Source organism: Bradyrhizobium sp. dw_78 (assembly GCF_018449525.1).
GTDB lineage: Bacteria > Pseudomonadota > Alphaproteobacteria > Rhizobiales > Xanthobacteraceae > Bradyrhizobium.
In genome coordinates, this window is the sequence record NZ_JAAVUS010000015.1 from 101,809 (window position 1) to 124,615 (window position 22,807).

Genomic DNA, 22,807 nt, shown 5'->3' on the forward strand with positions numbered 1-22,807 from the left:
CGCGGCGGGCGTCAAGTCTGGGAGTCCGCCCGACGCGTATCCGGCGCGGTTATGTTCAGGCTCGGCACCACGACCAGATGACTGATTTCGCCATTCTTGTACGCGGCGAGAAAGCGGTCGTAGTTTCTGATCGACACGCAGCCGTTGGAATCGCCGTTGGGACCAAGCATAAAGCTGTGTGTCAGCAATCCGGTGCGGCCCAGCGTCGCGTTGCTGTCCTGCGGAATCATGCGGAGCGCTTCGACGCCGTGAAATATGTGTTCTCGCGGCTTCAAATCATAGGTCGCGGGCGGGGTCGCTCCGACATTGCGTTCGTTCACATGTTCCGGATCGTCCATCAGACGGCCCATTCCCGAATGGGCCTCGAGCTTCAAGCCGTTCGGCATGTAAACGACATGGGCAGATATGTCGTAAACAGCCGTGACTTTGTCGTAGCCGAGCGTCGTGAGATCCGGCCCGCCTTCCGAGATTCCGATTCCGGATTCGGGCGTAAGCGATGCCAGCTTGAGACCGCCTGCCGGCAACAGGGCGGATAGTTTTTGCAGCCATGTCCGGTCGTCAGGCCGCGCGGCGACAGCCGTGCCGGCAGCAGAAACGCTCGCGGCTTCGAAGCTCGCCTCGACCGGACGCGACCTCGGAATCGGAACGGCTGGAGCCGTTGCGGGCTTGGCGTCGTCGGCGGCGGCCGTCGACACGTCCGGAGCCGGATTTTGCTGCGGTGGATCCTGCTGCGACAGCTCCTGCGATGACTGCAATCCTTGTGACTGCAATCCTTCGGCAAGCCGGCTTTTGGCCTGATGTAATTTGAGATCGAGTTCCGAGGACCAGGCCTGGACCAGAAGGCGCGGCGACAAATGCGTCGGAGGGGTCTTGGAGACCGGCAGGAAGCGGTCATCAAACGTTAACGCCTCGCCCGCCACGGACGAGCCGATGCGCGACAGCAAAATACCCGGGTCAAAACCGGCGATCCAGGCTGTTGCGCCCGACGCAATAGCCAGCGTGGCAACGATCGGAGCGATCTTGCCAAAAGACCCCCTGCTGGGACCGGATGGAAACCGTCCATCGGTCATAGCAATATAAGCCATCCATCCCCCCGGTTCGGCACCCTGGGACTAGGATTCGCCCAAACCTGCCGAACTATGCGGACCCAACTACGGCATAATCGAGACAGAAACGGCGACCCCCTATAGTTCCGCCGCCCTGGACACTTTTAATCAATTGGACAATAGCCGATCCCGCGTTCCGCTTCCAGTATCGAAAGCTAACGGCTCCCCCTCCTTCCGGACCGCTTCATCAAGCCACGATAGGTTGGCGGTCACTTATCCAGCCTTCGAATCAGGCGTAGATGCCCGCAGAGGCACGGTAATTGGATACTTCGAGATTGCCGGGGTGACGGATGGGTTTTCGCCCCGCCGGCACGGGGCGGACGCCTCGACCTCATCCCGGACTTTGCGGATGAGCGGCTGCGTGTGGCGCTGCAACGAAGGTGATGCCGATGCGCTTGTGCTGAATCCAGGCAATCTGGCATTCGCGCACCAACGCGCCTTTCGACATCACCAGACGAAAGCGAGCAGGCACGAAAGCCGGGTTTTCGATATCGATGGCGGCGCCGTCCGGCGAAATGTTGCGGACGACACAACTCATGACCGAGCCGTCCGCCGACACATAGGCCGGTTCGTTGATTTCGGTCCGCTGGTACTTGCGCTTTTCTTCCATTGACTTCGATTCTGGAGGTCAACCAAGCCGGAGCATAACGCGAAATCATAAACGAATTGGGCAATGTGCATTGTCTTGGCCCCTGCGTGCGGCCAGACAAAGGCCGAACCGGCGAGACATCATGACCGGCGGTCTTCGGGTTAGCTCTGAGTTCGTCTTCGGCGGTGCCGCAAATGCGGATCCGCGATTTTCTTATTTATCGATCGATATCTCACTCTTCCGTTCGCCGCTTTGTCAGGGTAGCCTTCACGACATGGTGCGTTATGCGGGCGCAAAGCCCGCAAAAAATCAAACAAGCGCCAACGGAGAGAAACGCCATGTTCGAGATGCTCGACCGACGGACGAGTCTGACTCGTAATCAGATCAAGATCCTCGCCGCAGCCATTATCGGTGACGCGCTGGAATTCTTCGACTACTTCCTGATCGGCTTCGTACTCGCCTTCCTGATCGGGCCGTGGAAACTGACTTTCGGCCAATCCGCTACCGTGTTGATGAGTTCCGGCATCGGCGCCATTCTTGGCGCCTATACTTGGGGATGGCTCGCCGACCGGGTCGGCCGCCGCAAGGTGTTCATCGGCACCGTACTGAATTTCTCGGTCGCGACCGGACTTCTCTATTTCACGCCGGACAATGGCTGGGTCTATCTCTCCGTCATGCGCTTTTTCGTCGGCCTCGGCGTCGGCGGCCTCTATTGCGTCGACCTGCCGCTGGTGCAGGAATTCATGCCCTCCTCCAAGCGCGGCTGGGTCGGCGGCCTCGTGACCTGCGTCATTCCGCTGGGCACCGGGCTAGGTGCCGTGCTCGGCGCTTCCGTCGGTGGCGGCGACTGGCGGCTGCTGTTTGCCATCGGCGTGCTTCCCGCCATCCTCGTTCTGCTGGTTCGGCTGTGGGTGCCGGAATCGCCGCGCTGGCTCTGCCGCCAGGGCCGCTATGAAGAAGCGCGCGAATCGCTGGCCTGGGCGTTGCAGACCGATCCCTCGAACTTACCGATGCCGACGGCTGCCGATGCCGGCCCGGTGATCAAGTCGAACTGGCTCGACCTCTTCAAATATCCCCGCAGCCTGATGGTCTCCTGGCTCGGCAACGCCGGCGCCCAGACCGGCGTCTACGGCATTACACTCTGGGCGCCATCCTTGTTCGTGCTGCTGCTCAAGGTCACGCCGCAGGAAGCCGCCAAGATGATGATCCTGCTGACCGTGTTCGGTTTCTTTGGACGCATCTCCTTCGCCTTCTTTTCGGAACTGATGGGGCGGCGCAAGGCGGGAGGCCTGCTCGGCTTCGGCGCGGGCGTCCTCACCATCGTGGCCGGCTACAATTACGACACCATGGTCATGGGCGTGTCGGCGTTCTGGCTGATCCTGGCGCTCGGCTATTTCTTCGCGGATGGCGGTTTCGCCATCGTCGGACCTTACGGGGCCGAGGTCTGGCCCTCGCATCTCAGGACGTCCGGGATGGGCTCGGCCTACGGCTTCGGTGGCATCGGCAAGATCATTGGCCCGGTCGGGCTGGCGCTGATCGTGGGCTCCGGCAATTACCTCAAGCCGGACGTGCCTTTGCCGGAAATTCCGATCGCCTTCATCTATCTCGGCTGCTGGTTCCTGATGGCCGGTGCGATGTATTATTTCTTCGGAATTGAGACGCGGGGAAAATCGATCGAGCAGATCGACAGGGAACTGGCCGAGACGGCGGCAAGGTCCACAGTTTCCGCCACCACCGCAGTTCGGCAGGCCTAGCCATGAGCACGGTGATCCCAGATATGCCTTCCGTGACATCCGCCGATCTGGCCGGCGACCCGGCCGTCATCGCGCGGGCCGAAGCCGTCCGCTCCGCCGTCGGCGCTGCATCGATCGAGATCGAGCGCACGCGCCGGCTGCCGCCGGCCCTGCTCGACAAGCTCCATGAGGCCGGGCTGTTTCGTCTGCTGCTGCCCCGCTCGTCGAACGGGATCGAGACCGATCCCGTGACGTTTTTCCATGTCATCGAGGCGATCGCCCGCGATGATGCATCGACGGCCTGGTGCCTCAGTCAGGCCGGTGGCTGCGCGATGTCGGCGGCCTATCTCGACCTCCCGGTGTCGCATGAAATCTTCGGCGACGATCCGCGTGCGGTGCTGGCCTGGGGACCGGGCCCCAAGGTCAAGGCCATCGAATGCGACGACGGTTACCGGATCTCGGGTGTCTGGTCCTTTACCTCCGGCGGACGCCACGCCACCTGGCTCGGCGCGCACTGCCCGATCTACCGGGCCGACGGCTCGCCGAAGCTCGACGCCAATGGCGTCCAGCAGGAGCGCACCATGCTGGTGCGTAGCGAGGATGTCGTCTGGACCGATATCTGGAAAACGGTGGGCCTGCGCGGTACCGCCAGCGATCAATTCGCGCTGAACGATTACTTCGTTCGTTCAGATCATTCGATCACCCGCGAATTCGACCAGGAGTGCCGCGAGAGCGGTCCGCTTTACAGGATGGGTTCCGGCACCTGCTATCAGGTGGGCTTCGCCGGAGTCGCTTGCGGCGTCGCGCGCGGCGCACTCGACACTTTCATCGACATCGCCCGCAACAAGGTGCCGCGCGGTCAAAAAAGTCCACTGCGCGACAACGCCGTGGTGCAGTGCAGCCTCGCCCAGGCCGAGGTCAATCTGCGTGCCGCACGCGGCTTTGTGCTGCAATCGATGGCGGATGTCTGGAAAGCGCTTTCGGCCGGTTCACTGATCACGGTCGAGCAGCGCATCGTGATCCGGATGGCGGCCACCCATGCCATCCACAAGGCGCGCGAGGCCGTCGACTTCGCCTACCACGCCGCGGGCGCAACCGCGATCTTCGAGAACCATCCGCTCGAGCGCCGCTTCCGCGACATCCACACCGTGACCCAGCAATTGCAGGGCCGGATGAGCCATTTCGAAACCGTCGGCGCCTGGATGATGGGCGCGGACGCCGACCTCACTTTTGTCTAGGGAGAAGAACCATGCCACTTGGCGGACTGCAGCACTACACCATCGAACCGCAAGACCTCGAAAAGACCAAGGACTTCTATTGCGACGTGTTGGGATTGGAGAACGGCGATCGCCCGCCGCTCGATTTTCCCGGCTACTGGCTCTATTCGGGCGGCCAGGCCACGGTACACCTGATGGGCACCCGCAAGCCGCGCGAAGGCATCGTGGTGCGCGGCACCGAGAAGAAATTTGACGACACCGGCCGCCTCGACCATATCGCCTTTGCCGCGACCGACATCGAAAGCGTGCGCAAGCGGCTGCAATCGAAGAACGTCGAATTCCGCGAAAGCATCGTCCCGCGCACCGGCGATACGCAATTCTTTCTCTATGACCCGGACGGCGTCGGCGTGGAGCTGAATTTTCCGAAGCGCTAAGGCATTCGCCCATCGGCTATGTACGAGACCCGGCCAGCCCGCTGGCTGGGTTTTCTTTTCGCGCCTTACTCGTGACGAAACTGCCATGACGCCATCGGATGCCCATCGAGTCGAGCGCGACCCGGCATAATGCACCGCACAGAAGATATGGAAATTTTGTCGGATCTAATGTCAGATTTAGTTCGGCCTTGATCCGTTCGGACATCATGGTGCAGAGAAATGTCAGCACCACTTCCCCAAGTGCGCCGCGCACTCGCCATTGCCGACTTATTAGTTGGTCTTTCAGATTAATTGGTCTTTCAGACCGCTGACAGATCCCGCGATTCGACTTCATCTCTGCGGTCCAAGAAAGATCCTGATCGACAATTTCGTTGTGCGGCGCAGATCGGCCTGCGGCTCAATCGCGCACCCTTTGGCAATGCCGCGCGGTTCAAACACGTATGTGCAGCGCAGTATGCCTCTCGATTCCCGCAGCGATGCAATGCTTGTGCTATATCGCGATCGTCACCCGGCGCCCATAAACCGCAACGTTAGTTCTAGAGGGACGACGCATGTGATTTCTCGACAGGCGTCCGCAATTCTGATCTGATCACGGCAACGAGTATTCGCTGCGCGCTGTCGCCTAAACGGCCAAAGACCGGACGACGCCGCGGCCGAAGCAAAACAAGACTCACAACAACAAGAAATTCTATCTTGCCAAGATTGGTTCACCTGGGAGGGAACGCCATGTCACGGAGGAAGATTTCTCGTCGTCAATTCGTAGCAGCCACCGCCCTGTCATCCGCGGCGTTGATATCGGCGCCGTATATGCGAACGGCTTACGCGGCCGGCAAACTTACAATGGGCTTCTGGGATCACTGGGTACCCGGAGCCAATACGACCTGCACCGCGCTCGTCAACGAATGGGCCGCCAGGGAAAAAGTCGAAGTTTCGATCGACTATATCACCAGCCAAGGCAACAAGAACATCGTAACCATCGCGGCGGAAGCACAAGCGAATTCCGGACATGACATCTTCGCTTTGCCGACCTGGTGGCCACACGCCCACGCCGAACAGCTCGAGCCCGTCAACGACATCATGGAGTCGATCGTCAAGCAGAACGGCGAGGTGAACGGGACCGTCAAATATCTCGGACAGCTGGACGGCAAATGGCTTGGCGTCCCCGCCACCGTCGGCAGCCAGATCAAGGGCCCCTGCTCCCGCATCGACCTGATGAAGAAATTCACCAATATCGACGTGCAGGAAATGTATCCGGCCGGCGGCCCGCCCAAGGCGGAGAACTGGACGACGGACACCTTCCTGAAGGCGGCCGAGGCCTGCTACAAGGGCGGCTATCCTTTCGGCATCGGGCTTGGCGAAACATCCGACAATGTCGACGCAGCCGGCGCGTTCTTCCAGGCCTTTGGCGCCCAACTTGTCGACGCCAAGGGCAATCTTACGGTCAAGACCGACGAAGTGCGGCAAGTTCTCGAATTCTACAAGAGGCTGATCGCCTTCCTGCCGCCCGACGTTGCCGCATGGGACGACGCCTCCAACAACAAATGGCTGGTGTCGGGCAAGGGCGCGATGATCCTGAACCCGCCGAGTGCCTGGTTCGTCGCCAAGCGCGACGCCCCGCAAATCGCCGAACATCTGTGGACCCACGGCTTCCCCGCCGGGCCGAAGGGCCGGTTCGCGCCGTTCCTTCCCTTCTTCTGGAGCATCTGGAGTTTCTCCAAGAACAAGGAAGCCGCCAAGAGCCTGCTCGTTCATCTGTCGCAACCGGCATCGATCGAGAGACTGGTCGAAGCGAGCAGCGGTTATGACCTGCCGGCCTATGAGAAGATGACGACGCTGAAAGTGTGGGCCGAGCAAGGCCCGCCCAAGGGGACCATTTTCCACTATCCCAATCCGTACCACCACCAGACGCTGTCGATTGCGGCCTCGCCGGCGCCGCCGAAGATCGCCCAGCAGATCTACGCACAGGCCGTTCAGACCAAGATGTGCCTGCGCTACTTCCAGGGCGAGCCGATGGAAAAGACGCTGGCCTGGGCGGAAGGCGAGTGCGAAGGCTACATGCGGAGCTGACTCCGCAGCGGTTTTTCGCAAGCGACCGCAGCGATGCGTTGCACCAAGGCGAAGCGGAGCCGACATAAGCCGGCTCCGAAACCATCCGAAATCTCGTTCCTCTGAATCCAATTCGCGGGAGGAAGATGCATCATGGTCGATGTCGCATTTCAGCCGAACGGCGTCGTGGCGGCGCGCGCGACGCGAAAACGGTCGAGCCTGCGGACCGCGCTCAAGCGGAAATCGACGGCCGCTTTTCTGATGACGCTGCCGCTGATCCTCCTGATCGGCATTCTGGTGATCTACCCTGCGTTCTATTCCCTGCATCTGGCGACGCTGAACAAGTCGATGCAGCATTTCGTCGGCATCGGTAATTTCCAGTTCCTGTTCAATCGGGAAACGTTCTGGCTGGTGGTTGAACAGTCCTGCATTTTTGCGATCTCGGCCGTCATCTTCAAAGCGCTGATCGGCTTCATCGTCGCGCATTTCGTCCACAACATTCCGGCCAAAGGCCAGCGCAAGTGGCGCGGCATGCTGTTGGTGCCCTGGGTGATTCCGCCGGCGATGAGCACCCTGGCATGGCTTTGGCTGTTCGATCCGTCCTACAGCGCCTTCAATTACACGCTTTCCTTTTTCGGCCTCGGGCCGATCTCCTGGCTCGGCGATCCCAATTGGGCCCGCTTCTCGGTCATCCTGGTCAATATCTGGTACGGCGCCCCCTTCTTCATGATCATGTACCTGGCGTCGCTGAAATCGGTGCCTGAGCAGCTCTATGAAGCCGCCGCCATCGACGGCGCCAATTGGTGGCAGCGCATCTGGTACGTGACGCTGCCGATGATGCGCAACATCATCGCGATCACGACGCTGTTTTCGCTGATCGTGACCTTCGCCAATTTCGATATCACCCGCATCCTGACCGCTGGCGGTCCGCTCGACCACACCCATTTGTTCGCGACATGGGCCTTCAAGGTCGGCATCGAGGGCAGCGATCTTCCGCTGGGCGCCAGCGTGTCGCTGTTCATGGTCCCGATCCTGGCCATCGCGGCGGTCTTCATCCTGCGCGACATCAACAAACGCGGAAACGAAGCGTCATGACCAGCATGGTGATCGATAAGGGCGCCCCGACCCGCGCCGTCAAATATCGCAGCGTCAGCCGCGACCGCACATGGGCGTTGCGTTGGTCGTATTTCTTTCTGGTCCTGTTTGCGATCTTCTCGCTGGTGCCGCCGTTTTACATGCTGATCACCTCGCTCAAGGGCAGCACCGAGATTTCGGCCGCGACCAATCCCTGGTGGGTGTTTCATCCGACGCTGGAAAATTACGTCAAGCTCTTGACCTCGAACCAGTTCCTGATCTTCTTCCGGAACTCCGCGCTGGTCTCGATCCTGGTGGTGACGATCACCATGCTGATCAGCGTACCGGCGGCCTTTGCGCTGGCGCGAATGCGGTTCTGGGGTTCGGCCACGCTCGCAACCGGCGTATTCCTGACCTACCTGATTCCGGACTCGCTGTTGTTTCTGCCGCTGTTCAAGATGTTTGCGGTGTTCGACAACTTCACCGGGATTCAACTCATCAACAGATGGTACGCGCTGGTGATCGTCTATCCGACGCTCACGGTGCCGTTCTGCACCTGGATCATGATCGGCTATTTCGCATCGATCCCGAAGGAACTCGACGAAGCCGCCGTCATCGATGGCGCCTCCTGGTTCCAGACCCTGACGCGCATCTTCATTCCGGTCGCTTTACCCGGCCTGATCGCCGCCACCATCTTTGCTTTCACGGTCTCATGGGCGCAATTCCTTTACCCGCTGGTTTTCACGACCTCGACGGATCAGTTGGTACTTCCGGTCGGCATCATCACCACCCTGATCAAGGGCGACGTCTATAATTGGGGGCAGATCATGACCGGCGCGCTGCTCGGCGCCGCACCGCCCCTCATCATCTACGCTTTCCTGATGGACTATTACATCGCCGGGCTGACCGCCGGCGCGACAAAGGGTTGAAGCTCATGGCTGACGTTAGCTTGCGCAAGGTGATCAAGCGGTATGAAGATGTCGAGGCGGTGCGCGGCATTGACCTCGATATCGCCGATCACGAGTTCGTCGTGCTGGTGGGGCCGTCGGGCTGCGGAAAATCGACCACGCTGCGCATGATCGCGGGGCTTGAGGACATCACCGGCGGCGATATCATGATCGGCGGCGATCTCGTCAACGACGTGCCGCCGAAGGACCGCGACATCGCCATGGTGTTTCAGAATTACGCGCTCTATCCGCATATGACGGTCGCGGAGAACATGTCGTTCGGGCTGCGCCTCAAGCACTATCCCAAGGCAGAGATCAGGAGCCGGGTCGACGAGGCCGCGCGCATGCTCGATATCGCCGAGTTGATCGACCGCAAGCCGAAGCAGCTATCGGGCGGCCAGCGCCAGCGCGTGGCGATGGGGCGCGCCATCGTGCGCAATCCAAAAGTGTTCCTGTTCGACGAGCCGCTGTCGAATCTCGACGCCAAGCTCCGGGTCCAGATGCGGATCGAGATCAAGAAAGTGCATCAGAAGGTCCGCACCACGACGGTCTATGTGACCCACGACCAGGTCGAGGCGATGACGCTCGCCGACCGGGTCGTGGTCATGAACAAGGGCCGGATCGAACAGATCGGCACGCCCAACGATCTCTATCACCATCCGGCGACCCGCTTTGTCGCCGGGTTCATCGGCTCGCCGGCGATGAATTTCATCCCCTGCCGGCTGGAGGACAGCGGCGGCGGATTGAATATCCGGCTGACCGACCGCATCGCCTTCCCGTTGCCGCCGGCCCGCGCCGCCAGGTACCAGGGCGTGACCCGAACCGACAGGCTGCTGCTCGGGCTGCGGCCGGAGCATATCGCCGAGCTCAAAGCGCATCCGGAGCCCGGGATTGAACCGTTCGAAGCCGTGCTGGATGTCACCGAGCCGATGGGAATGGAGACGCTGGTTTATTTTACCCTCGAAGGCGCACAGATCTGCGGACGGGTCAGCCCCAACGCCGGTGCCCGCGCCGGCGAGCCGCTGCGATTGGCGGTGGACCTCAACAATATTCACCTGCTAAACGAGGTGACCGGCGCCGTCATTTGACGGCGCAAAAAAAAGAAAGGCGTGGGGCGGAATGGCGACCAACAAGAAGAAAATCCTCGTGACCGAAACCATGTCGCCGAAGGCACGGGCTCTCTTGATCGAACGGGACGACATCGAACTCGTCGAATTCCCCAATCTGATCTCGGCCGTTGATTTCGAGGCGTTGCTCAAGCAACAGGCGCCAATTCATGGCGTCGCGCTCGGCGCCACCCGCTTCGGCGAGCCGGAACTCGAGGCTTCCGGAGACATGAAGGTAGTGACCCGGATCGGCGTCGGCTACGACGCCGTCGATGTCCCGGCGCTCAGCCGCCGCAAGGTTCCGCTGATGATCGCGGGCAGCGCCAATTCCCCGTCCGTCGCCGAACAGGCACTGTTCATGATGCTGACGCTCGCCAAGCGCGCCGTCGAATTGCACATGCTGGTGAAAGACGGCGCCTGGGCCACCCGGCTCGGCAAACTGCCTTACGACCTGTACGGCAAGACGGTTCTGATCATCGGCTTCGGCCGCATCGGCACGCGCACCGCCAAACGCTGTCTGGCGATGGAAATGAACGTGCTGGTCTATGATCCCTACACTCCGGCCGCCGAAATCAAGGCCGCCGGTTGCGAACCGGTCGCCGATCTCGATGCGGCGTTGCCGCGTGCCGACTTCGTCAGCATCCACTGCCCGAAGACGCCGGAGACGGTCGGAATGTTCAACGCGGCGCGCTTGAAGCGCATGAAGCAGACGGCCTACCTCATCAACACCGCGCGCGGCGGCATTGTCGAGGAAGCCGCACTCTACGATGCGCTGAAATCCGGCAGGCTGGCCGGCGCCGGCCTCGATGTGTTCGAGCAGGAACCGCCGCCATTCGGTCATCCGCTGTTCGAGCTTCCCAACGTGATCATCGCGCCGCATGTCGCCGGCGTGACCCGGGAAGCGGTCGAACGCATGAGCGAGCAAACCGCGCGCAACATTCTGAGCGTGCTGGACGGCGAGCCGATCCGGCAGAACGTCATCAACCCGGATGTGCTCGGCTGATCCGGACGCGGCTTACATCCGCCGGTGATCGAACAGGTGTCGTCGAACTTAATTCGATGACGGAATGTTCACAGGCAGCATTAATCTTCCCGCAATTATAGCCGGGGAACCCCTCGTTTATCGTCCGTCGGCCGGTCAACGAGGCCGGTTCCACCGGTATGATCGTATATCAAGCCGAGCTAATAATATTGCGCTATTCTCCGAGATGCGTTTTGCTGTCGTCGATCTTGTGTTTTGGAGATTGATTATTGAGTCAAATTGATCCGATGGATCACGCGCTGGCCACGATCGCCAGCATCCTCGATCATCCGGAGCCGTATCTCGCGCCGGAAGCTGTTGCCGGCGAAGAAAAGCCTGCGACCTCCGCGCCGGCTGACGCTGCCGGCTATTCGAAAATCGGCCCGGGCCCGATGGCCGCGATCCGCTTCAAATGGACCGTGCGGCGTGCGGATGATGGCGACTATTATGTCGACGAGACGATTGGCGAGAATTCCCTTCCGATCACGGCGGGACCGATGTCCGGAGAGGCTGCGGTCAGGCTGGTCGATGATCGCGAACGCGAAGCGCTGCTGCGGTTTGCGCGGCTCAAAACCGAAATGATCGAAAGAAGCACGGCCGCGAATGCGGCGGCCAGACCTGAAGCCGGTTAAACGGGAGCTTCGGTTCTGATTGATTCAGAATCGAAGCTCTGGATTTTTGTTGTGACGCGTTTTCTTCACGCGAACCAGCATCCACTTCGCTCGAAAACGCTCTAACCGGCCGCAGGTTCCTCTTTGCCGCCTCGTTTTATCGCAAACCAGATGACGTGACGCGCGCCGCTGCGCTTCGAGGTCGCACGCACGCCGACCTCGTTGACCTCGAAATCCGCGGCGCGCAATCGCTTCGTGAACGCAGCGTTCGGATCCGACGACCAGACCGCCAGCACGCCGCCCGGCCGCAGCGCCCGCCGGATCGCCTGCAATCCCCCGAGATCGTAGAGCGCGTCATTGGCCTTGCGAATGAGCGCTTCCGGTCCGTTGTCGACGTCGAGCAGGATCGCGTCATACGCCGACGGTGACGACCGGATCACATCGGCGACGTCGGCCTCGCGGATATCGGTGCGCGGATCGGAAAGGCTGTCACCGAACAGTTCGGCCATCGGCCCGCGCGCCCAGGCGATGACGGCGGGCACGAGTTCGGCAACGGTGACACGTGCCTCCGTGCCGAGCACCGCGAGCGCAGCGCGCAGCGTGAATCCCATGCCGAGCCCGCCGATCAGCATATGCGGACGCCTGACGCTTTCGATTCGCTTGCAGGCAAGCGTAGCCAGCGCCTCCTCCGACCCGCTGAGGCGGCTGTTCATCAGTTCGTTTGCGCCGAGCCTCATCGAGAACTCGGCGCCTCTCTGCATCAGGCGAAGTTCGACATCGGCGCCGGGCACTGGCGTCTTGTCGATCTGCAACCAGGGAATCATGGCCAGCCTTTCAAAATCGACCGGCGCCATGATGACTGCCTCGGGCAACGTGCCCCAGCCTGCGCCATCGGCCTCGGCACATCGACCGCGTAGCCGATCTGGCCATCCTGCGAATGGAGAGGTGGAGCGGCTAGGCCCCGACGCCGGCGGAATATTCCGCGTCGGTCACATGCTCCATCCAGCTTGAATAGCTACCGTCGAGCGCTTCCTGCATGGCGATGTGGGTCATGCCGTTGGTCGGCGAAGCGCCATGCCAGTGCTTTTCGCCCGGCGGAATCCAGACCACGTCGCCGGGACGGATTTCGCGGATCGGCCCACCCTTGGCCTGAATCAGGCCAATTCCCGAGATGACATAGAGCGTCTGGCCGAGCGGATGGGTGTGCCAGGCGGTGCGGGCGCCGGGTTCAAACGAGACGCGCGAGCAGTTCAGATGCGCCGGCGCCGGCGTCATGATGACAGGGTCCTGCCACACGGTGCCGGTGAAATGTTCGGCCGGCGCGCGGCGGGTCGGGCGCGAGCCCGAGAGGTGGATTTCCATGGGATTATCTCTCTTTCCTGATGTTATTTGTTGCCTGATATCACTTCTTCGACGCCGCGTAGCGCGCCTTGGTCTCGGCGTTCATCGGATAGAGGCCCGGCAGCGCGGCGCCCTTGTTCACTTCCTCGACGATCCAGCCTTCCATCCGCTCCTGCTCGGGGCCTTCCGCCAGCACGTGATCCAGAAACGCTTGCGGGATCAGCACCGCGCCATCCTGGTCGGCGACGACAATGTCGTTCGGAAACACGGCAACGCCACCGCAGCCGATCGGTTCGCCCCAGCCGACGAAGGTCAGACCGGCGACCGAGGGCGGCGCGGCATAGCCGTCGCACCAGACCGGCAGGCCGGTACCGAGCACGCCTTCCACGTCGCGCACCACACCGTCGGTAATCAGGGCGGCGACCTTACGCTTGACCATGCGCGCGCACAGGATGTCGCCGAAGATTCCGGCGTCCTTGATGCCCATGGCGTCGACCACGGTAATGCAGCCTTCCGGCATGGCCTCGATCGCGGTTCGGGTCGAGATCGGCGCGGACCAGGACTCCGGCGTCGCCAGATCCTCGCGCGCCGGCACGAAGCGCAAGGTAAATGCCGGTCCCACCAGCCGCGGCTGTCCGGGCCGGAGCGGACGCGTCCCCCGCATCCAGACGTTTCGCAGGCCCTTTTTGAGGAGAACCGTGGTGATGGTGGCGGTGGATACGCCGGAAAGGGTTGCGATCGCTTCGGGGGTCAGGGACATTGGGAGGAGAGCTCCGGTGGGGGTGGATTGGCCGGCGCATCTTGCGGGGCGCGCGTAGCCCGTCAAGTGCGAGGCTGGCGATGAGAGAGGCGCACGGTAAGGTTGACATAACCATACCTTATCGCAGGACACTCGATTAATTTATTGAACTTGCAGGCTCATTTGGGATGAAGCGAATTCCATAACGGCCAAAAACACGCTAGAGGTTTGTTCTTCGCCTACGAGCTTGTGAGGCCGTCGAGATTCCAAAGGTCATGGCCGCGCCACTTTCCCCGCCCCGTTTGTTACCCAGTGGCGACAGCGCCATCACGGTCGAGTTCAGCCGTCATATCGATGACGCGGCAAATCAGCGGGTGCTGGCGCTCGATCACGCGGTGGCACAGGCAGCGGTCCCAGGCGTGACCGAGACGGTGCCGACCTACCGGTCGCTGCTGGTGCATTACGATCCCGTCGAGATCGGCTTCGACGCCCTGGGTGAAAAGCTGCTGGCGCTGGCGCAGCTGCCCGTTCCCACCATGACCAGCACGCGCCGCTGGCGGATCCCGGTGGCCTATGGCGGCGAGCACGGCATCGACCTGGAGGATGTCGCCAACACGCTGAAGACGACGCCGGATGATATCGTGGCCCGCCATATCGCCGGCGACTACCGCGTAGCCATGATCGGTTTCACCCCCGGATGGTCGTATCTCAGTGGGCTCGAAAAGTTTCTGCATCTGCCGCGACAGCAGAATCCGCGGCTATTGACGCCGGCCGGAACGATTTCGATCGGCGGCGTGCAAACCGGCGTGCAGTGCCTTGCCGGCCCCAGCGGCTGGCACCTGCTGGGCCGCACCGCGGTCAGAACCTATCAATTGCACCGCGATCCGACCTTCCTGCTCGGACCGGGCGACCACGTGACGTTTTCGGTCGTCGATCACAAGACCTTTGCCGAGCAGGATCGCGCCGCGGAGCGTGGTGAACTCGTCGCCGAATTGATCTCTGCATGAGCAAGCTTGTCATTGCCAGCATCGGGCCGGCGAGCTCAGTCCAGGATGGCGGCCGGCCGGGCGCGCAGCGTTACGGTCTGACGCCGAGCGGCGCCCTGGATCGGCTCGCGCTGGCCGCCGCGAACAGCCTGGTCGGAAACCAGCCCTTCGCCGCGGCCGTCGAGATCGGCCCGTTCGGTGCTTCCTTTACGGCGCGCGACGGCGCGGTTCGCGTGGCGCTGGCGGGCGCGCCGCGCAACGCCGATATCGCCAAACGCCCGGTCGCGTTCGACACCTCCATGACGCTGGCGGAGGGCGAGACGCTGACGCTGGGTTTCGCCCGCGGCGGGTCTTTCAGCTATCTCGCGATCGAAGGCGGCATTCAGGGCGAGCCGATGTTCGGCAGCCTGTCGGTGAATGCCCGCGCCGGCCTCGGCAGCCCCTATCCGCGGCCGTTGCAGGCCGGCGACGAACTAGAAGCGACCGACGCCAGCGGCGCGGCCGAACGCCGGATCGATCTTCCCGCGCCGGCGGACGGACCCATTCGCGTGGTGCTGGGTCCGCAGGACGACGAGTTCAGCGACACGGCCAAGCAACTCTTTCTCGACAGCGAGTGGAAGATATCGCAGACCAGCGATCGCATGGGCTATCGGCTGGAAGGGTCCGCGATCAAGCATCTGCACGGTCATAACATCGTCTCCGACGGCACCGTAAACGGCAGCATCCAGGTGCCCGGGAACGGCGCACCCATCGTGCTGATGCCCGATCGCGGCACCAGCGGCGGCTATCCCAAGATCGCCACCGTGATCTCGGCCGATCTCGGCCGCTTCGCCCAGACCCCGGCCGGCCGTGATTTCCGCTTCAAGGCGATCGGCATGGCGGAGGCGCAGGCCGAAGCACGCAAGTTTGCGGAACTGCTGCGCACCCTGCCCGGCCTCGTTCACGACATCGAAAGTTTTGCCCTGAACCTCGAAGCGCTGCAGAATGCGAATGTCGCGGGCAGCGCCGTCAGCGCGGTCGATGCGGCGACATGGCAGGTTCCACCGGCGGGAGAGCCACCGGCACACGAGTTGTAAAGCACCGACAGCAAGATACCCTCACGCAAGCGGATAATCATCATGACAACCATCGATCTCAACTGCGATCTCGGCGAAGGATTTGGCGTTTGGGAAATGGGCCATGACGCCGCCATGATCGAGCTCGCCACCTCGGTCAATATCGCCTGCGGTTTTCACGCCGGCGATGCCGACATCATGCGCCATACGGTAGATCTGGCCAAAGCCCGCGGCGTCAGCATCGGCGCCCATCCCGGCTATCGCGACCTGCACGGCTTTGGACGCCGCCCGATTCCCGGTCTGAAATCGTCCGAGATCGAGAACCTCGTCGCCTACCAGATCGGCGCGTTGCAGGCGATTGCGACCGCGGCCGGCCACAAGGTGACTCACGTCAAGGCGCATGGTGCCTTGTCGAACGTCGCCTGCGAAGACGACATGACCGCAAAAGCGATCGCCAACGGGATCAAAGCGGTCGATCCCAATCTGGTTTTCATGGTGCTGGCCAATTCGCGCCTGGTGCGGGCCGGCGAAGCCGCCAACCTGCCGATGGTGCATGAGGTGTTCGCCGACCGCGCTTATGAGGACGACGGCACGCTGGTGTCGCGCCGCAAGCCCGGCGCGGTGCTGCACGACGCCGGACAGATCGGACAACGCGTCTTGCGGATGGTGCAGGACGGCGCGGTGGTGGCGGCGTCGGGCAAGGTGATCAAGATGCGCATGGATACCGTGTGCATTCACGGCGACACGCCGGGCGCGGTCGAAATCGGCCGCGGGGTCCGTCAGGCATTAAAGGATGGCGGCATCGACGTCGCGCCGTTCAAGACGGCGAAGTAGCGGAATATAGTTGTAGGGTGGGCAAAGCGAAACATGCCCACCACCCTAACTCTCAAAAGCAATTTCAGAACGGGTGGTACGACAGCGTGCCGACACCACCGCGGCGATGACGGCGAATGCGCCATAGAGCGCGGCCGCATGAAGTCTCTTGCCGGCTTGGCCGGATAGCGAGCGCGCGTAGAAATGCAGACGGGCTTCCGCCGATAATTCGCGCATGGTCGTTCTCCAACGTCGCATCAGCACCAGTGGAATACGGACGGCATGCGGAGGCAAGGTGGCGAAAGAAATAACGATGCCCGCGCCTCGTCCCGCCTTGTCGCAGATTAAAATTCTCCACAACCGCTTCAGCCGGGAATTATTTTCGTTCGAATTTGACGAGGTTGGAACCGACTCCGCAATCAATAGACATCCTGCTGAAACCGCCCTGTCTTCTTGAGCTCCGCGACGAAGCTTACGGCCTCCTCGATCGACCGGGCGCCGAATTGCGCGACGATATCGACCAGCGCCCGCTCGACATCCTTTGCCATGCGCTTGGCGTCGCCGCAAACATAGACATTCGCGCCCTCGGCGAGCCATGTCCATAATTCCCGGCCCACCTCGCGCATGCGGTCCTGCACGTAAAACTTCTTGTCGCCGTCGCGCGACCACGCCAGCGACAGCCGCGTCAATAGCCCCGCCGTCTTCATCGCGTTCAGCTCATCGGAATAAAAGAAGTCGGTGGCGCTGCGCTGATGGCCGAAGAACAGCCAATTCCGGCCGGTCGCCCCGGTGGCACGGCGGTCGAGCAGGAAGGCGCGGAACGGCGCGATGCCGGTGCCGGGGCCGATCATGATAATCGGCGTCTTCGGGTCCTGCGGCAGCGCAAAGCCATGCGCCTTCTGCACGTAGACCTTCACCTCGTCACCGGGATTGATCCGCTCGGCCAGGAAGGTCGAAGCCATTCCGAGCCGCTTCCGCTTGCCGATCACATAGCGCACGCAATCGACCGTCAGCGACAGCCTGCCCGGCGTCGCATTGTGCGACGACGAGATCGAATAAAGCCGCGGCTGCAACGGCTCCAATGCTTCGACAAAGGCTTCGGGATGCGGCCGCACGCCGGAAAATTTTTGCAGCGCCGCCATCACGTCGAGCGTCGCGGCGTCACCATCGGGATCCTCGCCCTGCGCCAGCGCGCGCGCTTTCTCGCGCTGCGCACCGCCGGTGATGAAAGAGATCAGTTCGAACAGCTTGTCCGGCGCGGGCGACAGTGAAACGTCGCCGGTCAGCACCTCGCGCAACGTCTTGCCGTTGATGTTCGTGGTGTGCGACGCCCCGAGCAGGGCGATGATCTGATCGACATGGCCGATTTCATTGCTGGCGAAGATGCCAAAGGAATCGCCGACGACGTAATCGAGGCCGCAGCCCGAAAGATCGAACTCGATGTGCCAGGTTTCCTTTTCGGATCCGGCCCCGTTGAGCAGGCGCCGCGACAGGAAGGTGGCGGCGACCGGATGATCGCGCGAGCGTCCGGGTTCGCCAATAACAGCCGGCGCCGCCGCAGCAGCCGAATCCCCAGGCGCCGCCGTCGGCGCCTTGTCCAGCTCTTCATGCAGCGTCTTCAGCATACGCGCGGTTTCCTTGCCCCCGGGCACGCAGAGATTGAGCCGCGCTTCGCTCCTGCTCGCGATGGCGTCCGAATAATCGTTGCAATTATAGCCGCACTGGCCGCAGTCCTGCTGCGCCATCGCCGCCATCATCCGTCGGCGCATCGGCCGGCCCTCAGCCAGTTTCATGCGGTCGGCGATCGGCATGGTCTGGTCGTGCCACGGCGCTTCGCCGTCATCACCGTCGCCGGACGCGCCACTGACGAGGGCTGAGCCCTGCTCCGCCGGCAATGGCGTCGGAGCATCGGTCGACAGCAATCCTGCGAAAAACCCGTTCAGCCAGGAGCGCTGCGCGTCGGAGAATGGCGCGCTCTCCGGGATGATTTCGATTCGGGGCGGCGGCGTGATCTGGTTCATGACGAAACCTCGGCATCGGCAAGCTTGCGCAGCGTCTCGCCGTCATGGCGGCGCGCAAACGAGAGGAATGTTTCATCCGGCGCCGAGCGGTGTGACAGATAGGCCTTCAACAGCCGCTCGACGGTCTGCGGCGCGTCCTCGGCCTTGAGATCATGATAGACCTCCGTGCCAAGATCGGCATCCGGACCGAAACCGCCGCCAGCGAACAGATGATAGCCCTCGGCGGTGTCGTCGCTGTCGCCGACCGGCACCTTGGCGGCGATCAGGCCGATATCGCTGATGTAGTGCTGCGCGCAGGAATGATGGCAGCCGGTGAGATGGATGTTGAGCGGCGTGTCGATCTCGACCCGCTGCTCGCACCAGTCGCCGATCGCCGACGCATGCAGCTTGGTGTTGGAGGCGGCGAATTTGCAGCCGGCATTGCCGGTGCAGGCGATCAGGCCGGCGCGTATCTGCGACGCCTGGATCGCAAGGCCGAGTCGTTCGATCGCGGCCACGGCCAGCGCTACATTCTCGTCGCGCACCCCCGGGATCAGCAGGTTTTGCCAGACTGTCAGCCGGATTTCGCCGTCGCCGAGATCCTGCGCGATTTGAGCGAGCCCGCGCATCTGCTCACAGGTGATCTTGCCGACCGGCAACACGACGCCAATCCAGTTCAGGCCCGCCTGTTTCTGCCGTTGCACACCGATATGCGCCATGCGGTCGAAAGCCGGCCGCGGCGCCAGCGCCTCGGAAGGCACACGGGTCAGTGCCTGACCAAGCTTCTCCTCGACCAAAGCGAGGAATTTTTCCACGCCCATTCCGTCGATCACATATTTCAACCGCGCCTTGAGCCGGTTGGTGCGATCGCCGAGATCGATGAACACGCGCACGATGGCGTCGGCCAGTTTGGTGGCGTCCGCCGGCCTGACGATGACGCCGGTCGCCCTCGCAAAATCCCTGTGTCCCGTGATGCCGCCGATGCCGAGACGAAACCAGATGCCGGGATCGACGCCGAAACCGTCTTTGACCTCGACCGCGGCAAAGGCGATGTCGTTGGTGTCTTCCAGTACGGCGATCCTGCCCGCGCCGTCGAACGCGACGTTGAACTTGCGCGGCAGCCCCGTCAGCGAGCGATCGTTGAGAATGTGATAGTGCCACTCGCGGGCATATGGGCGGGTGTCGAGCAGTTCCTGCGGATCGATGCCGGCCGTCGGCGTGCCCGTGACATTGCGGATGTTGTCGGCGCCGGAACCGCGCGAGCACAGGCCGAGATCCTGAATGCCCTCGATCAGCGCCACCGCGTTCTTGGGCGGGATTTCGCGAACCTGCAAATTGGCGCGCGTGGTGACATGGGCGAACGGTCCGCACAACCGTTCCGTGAGATCGGCCAATCCCGCAAACTGCCAATGCTTCAGGATGCCGTTCGGAATCCGCAGCCGGCACATGTAGGAATCCTGCGCCGGAGCGACATAGAACAGGCCGTAATAGCGCCAGCGGAAATTATCCGCCGGCGACGGCGGCGCGTCATCGGCCGCCTGCTGCTTCAGCCGCGGATAGGCGTCGAACGGATGTTCTTCGCGCTTGAATTTCTCCTGGTCCGCAAGCTTTTTGCCCGCCGCGACGACCTTGTCTTGCGCCCTGATGTGCGCGGCATCCGGTCCGCCCGGTTCGGTATTGGCTTTGCCCGAACCGGCGCCGCCGAGACCGCGACCGACCCGGCTGATCTGCAGGCCGGTGGCGAAACCTTCGAGGTAGCGTTTCTGCTCGTCGGTAAAGTCGACGGAAAGCTGATCGATTTTCATGGTGCGCGACGAAGCTCCTGCGGCCACCACCGGTGGCGTCACCAAATGAGGGTGTTGACCCCCGCCGAAAAGTCAGCGCGGCCGATGGGCCGAGCCGCAATTCCGGATAAGGGTCCGATCAGCGTCGTTGCTGCGGAAATCCATCTTGGACAGTGCCAGCGGGCATCTGCGGCGGCCGGCCCGCCACAACATTCAAGTTGTGTGCCACGCTGGCCTTCATAAAATGTCTTCTAATTCCAATATGTTGCCGGATTGATCCGGGAGGCCGGAGGCCGCGCGCGCAGCCAATCCCGCGCCGTCAGCCCAAAATTTAGCCGGTCTCGCCCGGAGCCCGACATCGCGGCATCGGACTGTTCAGGATTTCCGATAGCCGATCTTGAACGCCGCCAGATATCCTGCGATATCGCCGGCATCGAAGGCGGGCCCCGCGAAGGCCCCGACATCGCCGAAGACGCTGGCAGGTTGCGCTGGACGGCCGATCGCCGCGTCGTAGAGATCCGGACGGAACATCGCCATGGCGGTGCGAAGGGCATCGGGGCTGAAGGCAGCCTGCCCCCAACGGACCATCTGGGCGTAAAGCCAGGCGGCCTGGACCGGCTCCGGCCGGGCCGCCCCTTCCGTTCCGACCAGCCAATACCGCTCACTTTCCCGCACCGTTCCGTCCGGCAAGATCTTGAGCCGGCCGCTCAGCGTGCGCTGGATGACATCGGCATCGACGCCGATCCGTTCTGGCTGCGCCAGAATATGCGCCGCCTCGGCGCGGTTTTGCGGATCTGCGATAAATTCGGCGGCGCGATGGGTGGCGCGGATGAGCGCCGCAACGGTTTGCGGATTTTTCTCCGACCAGTTCTGCCGGATCGCGAGCACCTTCTCCGCGGCCCGCGCTAGGATCTCGGAGACGAAATGCAGGATATGGCCGACGCCGAGATCGACCGCGACCGAATTCCAGGGCGCGCCGACGCAGAACGCATCGACGTGACCGTTGGCGAGGCTGTCCACCATGTAGGGTGGCGGCAGCACCACCAGACGGACGTCCTCGTCGGGATCGACACCGCCCGCCGCCATCCAGAAGCGGAGCTGATAATTGTGGGTGGAAAATGGAAAGGTCATGCCGAATGTCAGCGGCTCGGCGCCGCTCCTGCGCCGCGCGGCGACCACGCGCGAAAGCGCCTGCGCGGTGGCCATCGGATCGAATGGGTCGCCCTCGACCTCGCTCAGAATCGCCGCATGCAGCGCCGGCGACACCGTGATCGCGTTGCCGTTGAGGCCGAGATTGAACGGCGCCACGATCGGTACTTTCACATGGCCGAGCCCGAGGCTGGAGGCGATCGCAACCGGTGCCAGCAGATGCGCCGCATCGAACAAGCCGATATTGAGCTTGTCGCGAACGTTCGACCACGACACCTCGCGCACCAGCGTGACATCGAGCCCCTCGGCCGTGGCAAATCCCTTGTCGACGGCGACGATGAGGGCGGCGGCGTCGACCAGCGGAATGAAGCCGATGTGAAGCGGTGTGCTCATTTCAGCAACTCCGATGCGGTCAAGATCGATTGCGCGATCTCGCCGATCTTCTTTTTCTCGCGCATCGCCGTCGATCGCAGCAGCACATAGGCCTCGTCTTCGGTCAGCCCCTTCAGTTTCATCAGGATACCTTTGGCGCGCTCGATCACCTTGCGCTCTTCAAGCGCGGATTTGGTGCGATCGAGTTCATCCTGCAATTTTGCGAACGCGTTGAAACGCGAAACACAGAGGTCCAGGACCGGCCTGATGCGCTCCTTCCTGAAACCATCGACGATATAGGCCGAGACGCCGGCATCGACGGAAGCCTGGATCGACGCCGCGTCGCTCTGGTCGACAAACATCGCGACCGGCCGGCGCACGGCACGGCTGACCTGGAACATTTGTTCCAGAACATCGCGGCTCGGGTTCTCCAGATCGATCAGGATGATGTCGGGATCGAACGCATAGATCCGGGCCAGCAGGCTCTGCATTTCGCTGATGTGGACGACGTCGGTATAGCCGGCTTCCCGCAATCCCTCCTTCAGGATCGCGGCGCGGATCGGGCTATCGTCCACAATGACGATTTTAGGAGACTGCTCGGCGCCCATCGGTCACTCGCATTCGGCCGGTTATCCATAGCATGCCGGATGCCGGCTCAAAGCCTTGTAATTATGAGCAATTGGG

At 62.3% G+C, this 22,807-nt stretch carries 22 protein-coding genes; 12 read left to right on the forward strand and 10 right to left on the reverse strand.

Annotation, left to right across the window (positions count from 1 at the left end):
- Nucleotides 1–11: 11 nt before the first annotated feature.
- Nucleotides 12–1,085 carry a DUF2778 domain-containing protein gene (locus tag HB630_RS27370; RefSeq protein ID WP_249781078.1) on the reverse strand — a complete coding sequence of 358 codons (1,074 nt, stop codon included), beginning with the start codon at nt 1,083–1,085 and terminating at the stop codon, nt 12–14.
- Between the two features lie 352 nt (nt 1,086–1,437).
- Nucleotides 1,438–1,716, reverse strand: coding sequence for a PilZ domain-containing protein (locus HB630_RS27375; protein ID WP_213775837.1), 279 nt, complete (start codon nt 1,714–1,716; stop codon nt 1,438–1,440).
- Nucleotides 1,717–2,033: 317 nt separating this feature from the next.
- On the opposite strand from HB630_RS27375, the gene HB630_RS27380 reads away from it, so the two are divergent.
- The 9 genes from HB630_RS27380 to HB630_RS27420 all read left to right on the forward strand — a co-directional run bounded on the left by HB630_RS27380 (nt 2,034) and on the right by HB630_RS27420 (nt 11,905).
- On the forward strand, nt 2,034–3,449 hold the full coding sequence (locus HB630_RS27380) for an MFS transporter (protein ID WP_213775838.1): 1,416 nt from the start codon (nt 2,034–2,036) through the stop codon (nt 3,447–3,449).
- 2 nt (nt 3,450–3,451) lie between these two features.
- Complete coding sequence (locus tag HB630_RS27385) at nt 3,452–4,666, forward strand: acyl-CoA dehydrogenase family protein (protein ID WP_213775839.1); 1,215 nt, start codon at nt 3,452–3,454, stop codon at nt 4,664–4,666.
- 11 nt (nt 4,667–4,677) lie between these two features.
- Nucleotides 4,678–5,079, forward strand: a complete 402-nt coding sequence (locus HB630_RS27390) for a VOC family protein (protein WP_213775840.1) — start codon at nt 4,678–4,680, stop codon at nt 5,077–5,079.
- A 726-nt stretch (nt 5,080–5,805) separates the two neighbouring features.
- The gene (locus HB630_RS27395) at nt 5,806–7,146 is read left to right on the forward strand and encodes an extracellular solute-binding protein (protein WP_213775841.1); all 1,341 of its coding nucleotides are present in this window, start codon (nt 5,806–5,808) and stop codon (nt 7,144–7,146) included.
- 132 nt (nt 7,147–7,278) lie between these two features.
- Nucleotides 7,279–8,220 (forward strand): sugar ABC transporter permease, encoded by a 942-nt coding sequence (locus HB630_RS27400; protein ID WP_213775842.1) that lies wholly within the window; start codon nt 7,279–7,281, stop codon nt 8,218–8,220.
- Nucleotides 8,217–9,128 (forward strand): carbohydrate ABC transporter permease, encoded by a 912-nt coding sequence (locus tag HB630_RS27405; RefSeq protein WP_213775843.1) that lies wholly within the window; start codon nt 8,217–8,219, stop codon nt 9,126–9,128. Before HB630_RS27400 ends, HB630_RS27405 begins: the two co-directional genes overlap by 4 nt.
- Before the next feature lie 5 nt (nt 9,129–9,133).
- Nucleotides 9,134–10,234, forward strand: a complete 1,101-nt coding sequence (gene ugpC, locus HB630_RS27410; RefSeq protein WP_213775844.1) for a sn-glycerol-3-phosphate ABC transporter ATP-binding protein UgpC — start codon at nt 9,134–9,136, stop codon at nt 10,232–10,234.
- A 31-nt stretch (nt 10,235–10,265) separates the two neighbouring features.
- On the forward strand, nt 10,266–11,255 hold the full coding sequence (locus HB630_RS27415) for a hydroxyacid dehydrogenase (RefSeq protein ID WP_213775845.1): 990 nt from the start codon (nt 10,266–10,268) through the stop codon (nt 11,253–11,255).
- A 248-nt stretch (nt 11,256–11,503) separates the two neighbouring features.
- A complete protein-coding gene (locus HB630_RS27420; RefSeq protein WP_213775846.1) occupies nt 11,504–11,905 on the forward strand; it encodes a hypothetical protein in 402 nt (133 codons plus the stop codon).
- Between the two features lie 101 nt (nt 11,906–12,006).
- Here HB630_RS27420 and HB630_RS27425 read toward each other — a convergent pair whose 3' ends face one another.
- The 3 genes from HB630_RS27425 to HB630_RS27435 form a co-directional block, all read right to left on the reverse strand.
- Nucleotides 12,007–12,708: a spermidine synthase gene (locus HB630_RS27425; protein WP_213775874.1), complete on the reverse strand. Its 702-nt coding sequence runs from the start codon at nt 12,706–12,708 to the stop codon at nt 12,007–12,009.
- Between the two features lie 130 nt (nt 12,709–12,838).
- Complete coding sequence (locus tag HB630_RS27430) at nt 12,839–13,246, reverse strand: cupin domain-containing protein (protein ID WP_213775847.1); 408 nt, start codon at nt 13,244–13,246, stop codon at nt 12,839–12,841.
- 40 nt (nt 13,247–13,286) lie between these two features.
- Nucleotides 13,287–13,985, reverse strand: coding sequence for a ribonuclease activity regulator RraA (locus HB630_RS27435; protein WP_213775848.1), 699 nt, complete (start codon nt 13,983–13,985; stop codon nt 13,287–13,289).
- A gap of 254 nt (nt 13,986–14,239) precedes the next feature.
- Here HB630_RS27435 and pxpB point away from each other — a divergent pair, with 254 nt between their 5' ends.
- The 3 genes from pxpB to HB630_RS27450 are packed head-to-tail and all read left to right on the forward strand — an operon-like array spanning nt 14,240 to nt 16,839.
- On the forward strand, nt 14,240–14,971 hold the full coding sequence (gene pxpB, locus HB630_RS27440) for a 5-oxoprolinase subunit PxpB (RefSeq protein ID WP_213775849.1): 732 nt from the start codon (nt 14,240–14,242) through the stop codon (nt 14,969–14,971).
- Nucleotides 14,968–16,026 (forward strand): biotin-dependent carboxyltransferase family protein, encoded by a 1,059-nt coding sequence (locus HB630_RS27445; protein WP_213775850.1) that lies wholly within the window; start codon nt 14,968–14,970, stop codon nt 16,024–16,026. Before pxpB ends, HB630_RS27445 begins: the two co-directional genes overlap by 4 nt.
- A gap of 42 nt (nt 16,027–16,068) precedes the next feature.
- Nucleotides 16,069–16,839 carry a 5-oxoprolinase subunit PxpA gene (locus HB630_RS27450; RefSeq protein ID WP_213775851.1) on the forward strand — a complete coding sequence of 257 codons (771 nt, stop codon included), beginning with the start codon at nt 16,069–16,071 and terminating at the stop codon, nt 16,837–16,839.
- A 45-nt stretch (nt 16,840–16,884) separates the two neighbouring features.
- Here the strand turns inward: HB630_RS27450 and HB630_RS27455 are convergent, their stop codons facing one another.
- The 5 genes from HB630_RS27455 to HB630_RS27475 all read right to left on the reverse strand — a co-directional run bounded on the left by HB630_RS27455 (nt 16,885) and on the right by HB630_RS27475 (nt 22,731).
- Entirely contained in the window at nt 16,885–17,241 is a 357-nt protein-coding gene (locus tag HB630_RS27455) for a hypothetical protein (RefSeq protein ID WP_213775875.1), read from the reverse strand.
- A complete protein-coding gene (locus HB630_RS27460) occupies nt 17,238–18,839 on the reverse strand; it encodes a sulfite reductase subunit alpha (protein WP_213775852.1) in 1,602 nt (533 codons plus the stop codon). Before HB630_RS27460 ends, HB630_RS27455 begins: the two co-directional genes overlap by 4 nt.
- The gene (locus HB630_RS27465) at nt 18,836–20,623 is read right to left on the reverse strand and encodes a NirA family protein (protein WP_213775853.1); all 1,788 of its coding nucleotides are present in this window, start codon (nt 20,621–20,623) and stop codon (nt 18,836–18,838) included. Before HB630_RS27465 ends, HB630_RS27460 begins: the two co-directional genes overlap by 4 nt.
- 354 nt (nt 20,624–20,977) lie before the next feature.
- A complete protein-coding gene (locus tag HB630_RS27470) occupies nt 20,978–22,144 on the reverse strand; it encodes a CmpA/NrtA family ABC transporter substrate-binding protein (RefSeq protein ID WP_213775854.1) in 1,167 nt (388 codons plus the stop codon).
- Nucleotides 22,141–22,731, reverse strand: a complete 591-nt coding sequence (locus tag HB630_RS27475) for an ANTAR domain-containing protein (RefSeq protein ID WP_213775855.1) — start codon at nt 22,729–22,731, stop codon at nt 22,141–22,143. The genes HB630_RS27470 and HB630_RS27475 overlap by 4 nt, the downstream gene beginning before the upstream one ends.
- Nucleotides 22,732–22,807 lie beyond the last annotated feature (76 nt).

Excerpts from the sequence above, each read along its gene's own strand:
- HB630_RS27370 (WP_249781078.1), bottom strand. The coding sequence starts at position 1,085 with ATGGCTTATATTGCTATGACCGATGGACGGTTTCCATCCGGTCCCAGC.
- HB630_RS27375 (WP_213775837.1), bottom strand. The coding sequence starts at position 1,716 with ATGGAAGAAAAGCGCAAGTACCAGCGGACCGAAATCAACGAACCGGCC.
- HB630_RS27380 (WP_213775838.1), top strand. The coding sequence starts at position 2,034 with ATGTTCGAGATGCTCGACCGACGGACGAGTCTGACTCGTAATCAGATC.
- HB630_RS27385 (WP_213775839.1), top strand. The coding sequence starts at position 3,452 with ATGAGCACGGTGATCCCAGATATGCCTTCCGTGACATCCGCCGATCTG.
- HB630_RS27390 (WP_213775840.1), top strand. The coding sequence starts at position 4,678 with ATGCCACTTGGCGGACTGCAGCACTACACCATCGAACCGCAAGACCTC.
- HB630_RS27395 (WP_213775841.1), top strand. The coding sequence starts at position 5,806 with ATGTCACGGAGGAAGATTTCTCGTCGTCAATTCGTAGCAGCCACCGCC.
- HB630_RS27400 (WP_213775842.1), top strand. The coding sequence starts at position 7,279 with ATGGTCGATGTCGCATTTCAGCCGAACGGCGTCGTGGCGGCGCGCGCG.
- HB630_RS27405 (WP_213775843.1), top strand. The coding sequence starts at position 8,217 with ATGACCAGCATGGTGATCGATAAGGGCGCCCCGACCCGCGCCGTCAAA.
- ugpC (WP_213775844.1), top strand. The coding sequence starts at position 9,134 with ATGGCTGACGTTAGCTTGCGCAAGGTGATCAAGCGGTATGAAGATGTC.
- HB630_RS27415 (WP_213775845.1), top strand. The coding sequence starts at position 10,266 with ATGGCGACCAACAAGAAGAAAATCCTCGTGACCGAAACCATGTCGCCG.
- HB630_RS27425 (WP_213775874.1), bottom strand. The coding sequence starts at position 12,708 with ATGATTCCCTGGTTGCAGATCGACAAGACGCCAGTGCCCGGCGCCGAT.
- HB630_RS27430 (WP_213775847.1), bottom strand. The coding sequence starts at position 13,246 with ATGGAAATCCACCTCTCGGGCTCGCGCCCGACCCGCCGCGCGCCGGCC.
- HB630_RS27435 (WP_213775848.1), bottom strand. The coding sequence starts at position 13,985 with ATGTCCCTGACCCCCGAAGCGATCGCAACCCTTTCCGGCGTATCCACC.
- pxpB (WP_213775849.1), top strand. The coding sequence starts at position 14,240 with ATGGCCGCGCCACTTTCCCCGCCCCGTTTGTTACCCAGTGGCGACAGC.
- HB630_RS27445 (WP_213775850.1), top strand. The coding sequence starts at position 14,968 with ATGAGCAAGCTTGTCATTGCCAGCATCGGGCCGGCGAGCTCAGTCCAG.
- HB630_RS27450 (WP_213775851.1), top strand. The coding sequence starts at position 16,069 with ATGACAACCATCGATCTCAACTGCGATCTCGGCGAAGGATTTGGCGTT.
- HB630_RS27460 (WP_213775852.1), bottom strand. The coding sequence starts at position 18,839 with ATGAACCAGATCACGCCGCCGCCCCGAATCGAAATCATCCCGGAGAGC.
- HB630_RS27465 (WP_213775853.1), bottom strand. The coding sequence starts at position 20,623 with ATGAAAATCGATCAGCTTTCCGTCGACTTTACCGACGAGCAGAAACGC.
- HB630_RS27470 (WP_213775854.1), bottom strand. The coding sequence starts at position 22,144 with ATGAGCACACCGCTTCACATCGGCTTCATTCCGCTGGTCGACGCCGCC.
- HB630_RS27475 (WP_213775855.1), bottom strand. The coding sequence starts at position 22,731 with ATGGGCGCCGAGCAGTCTCCTAAAATCGTCATTGTGGACGATAGCCCG.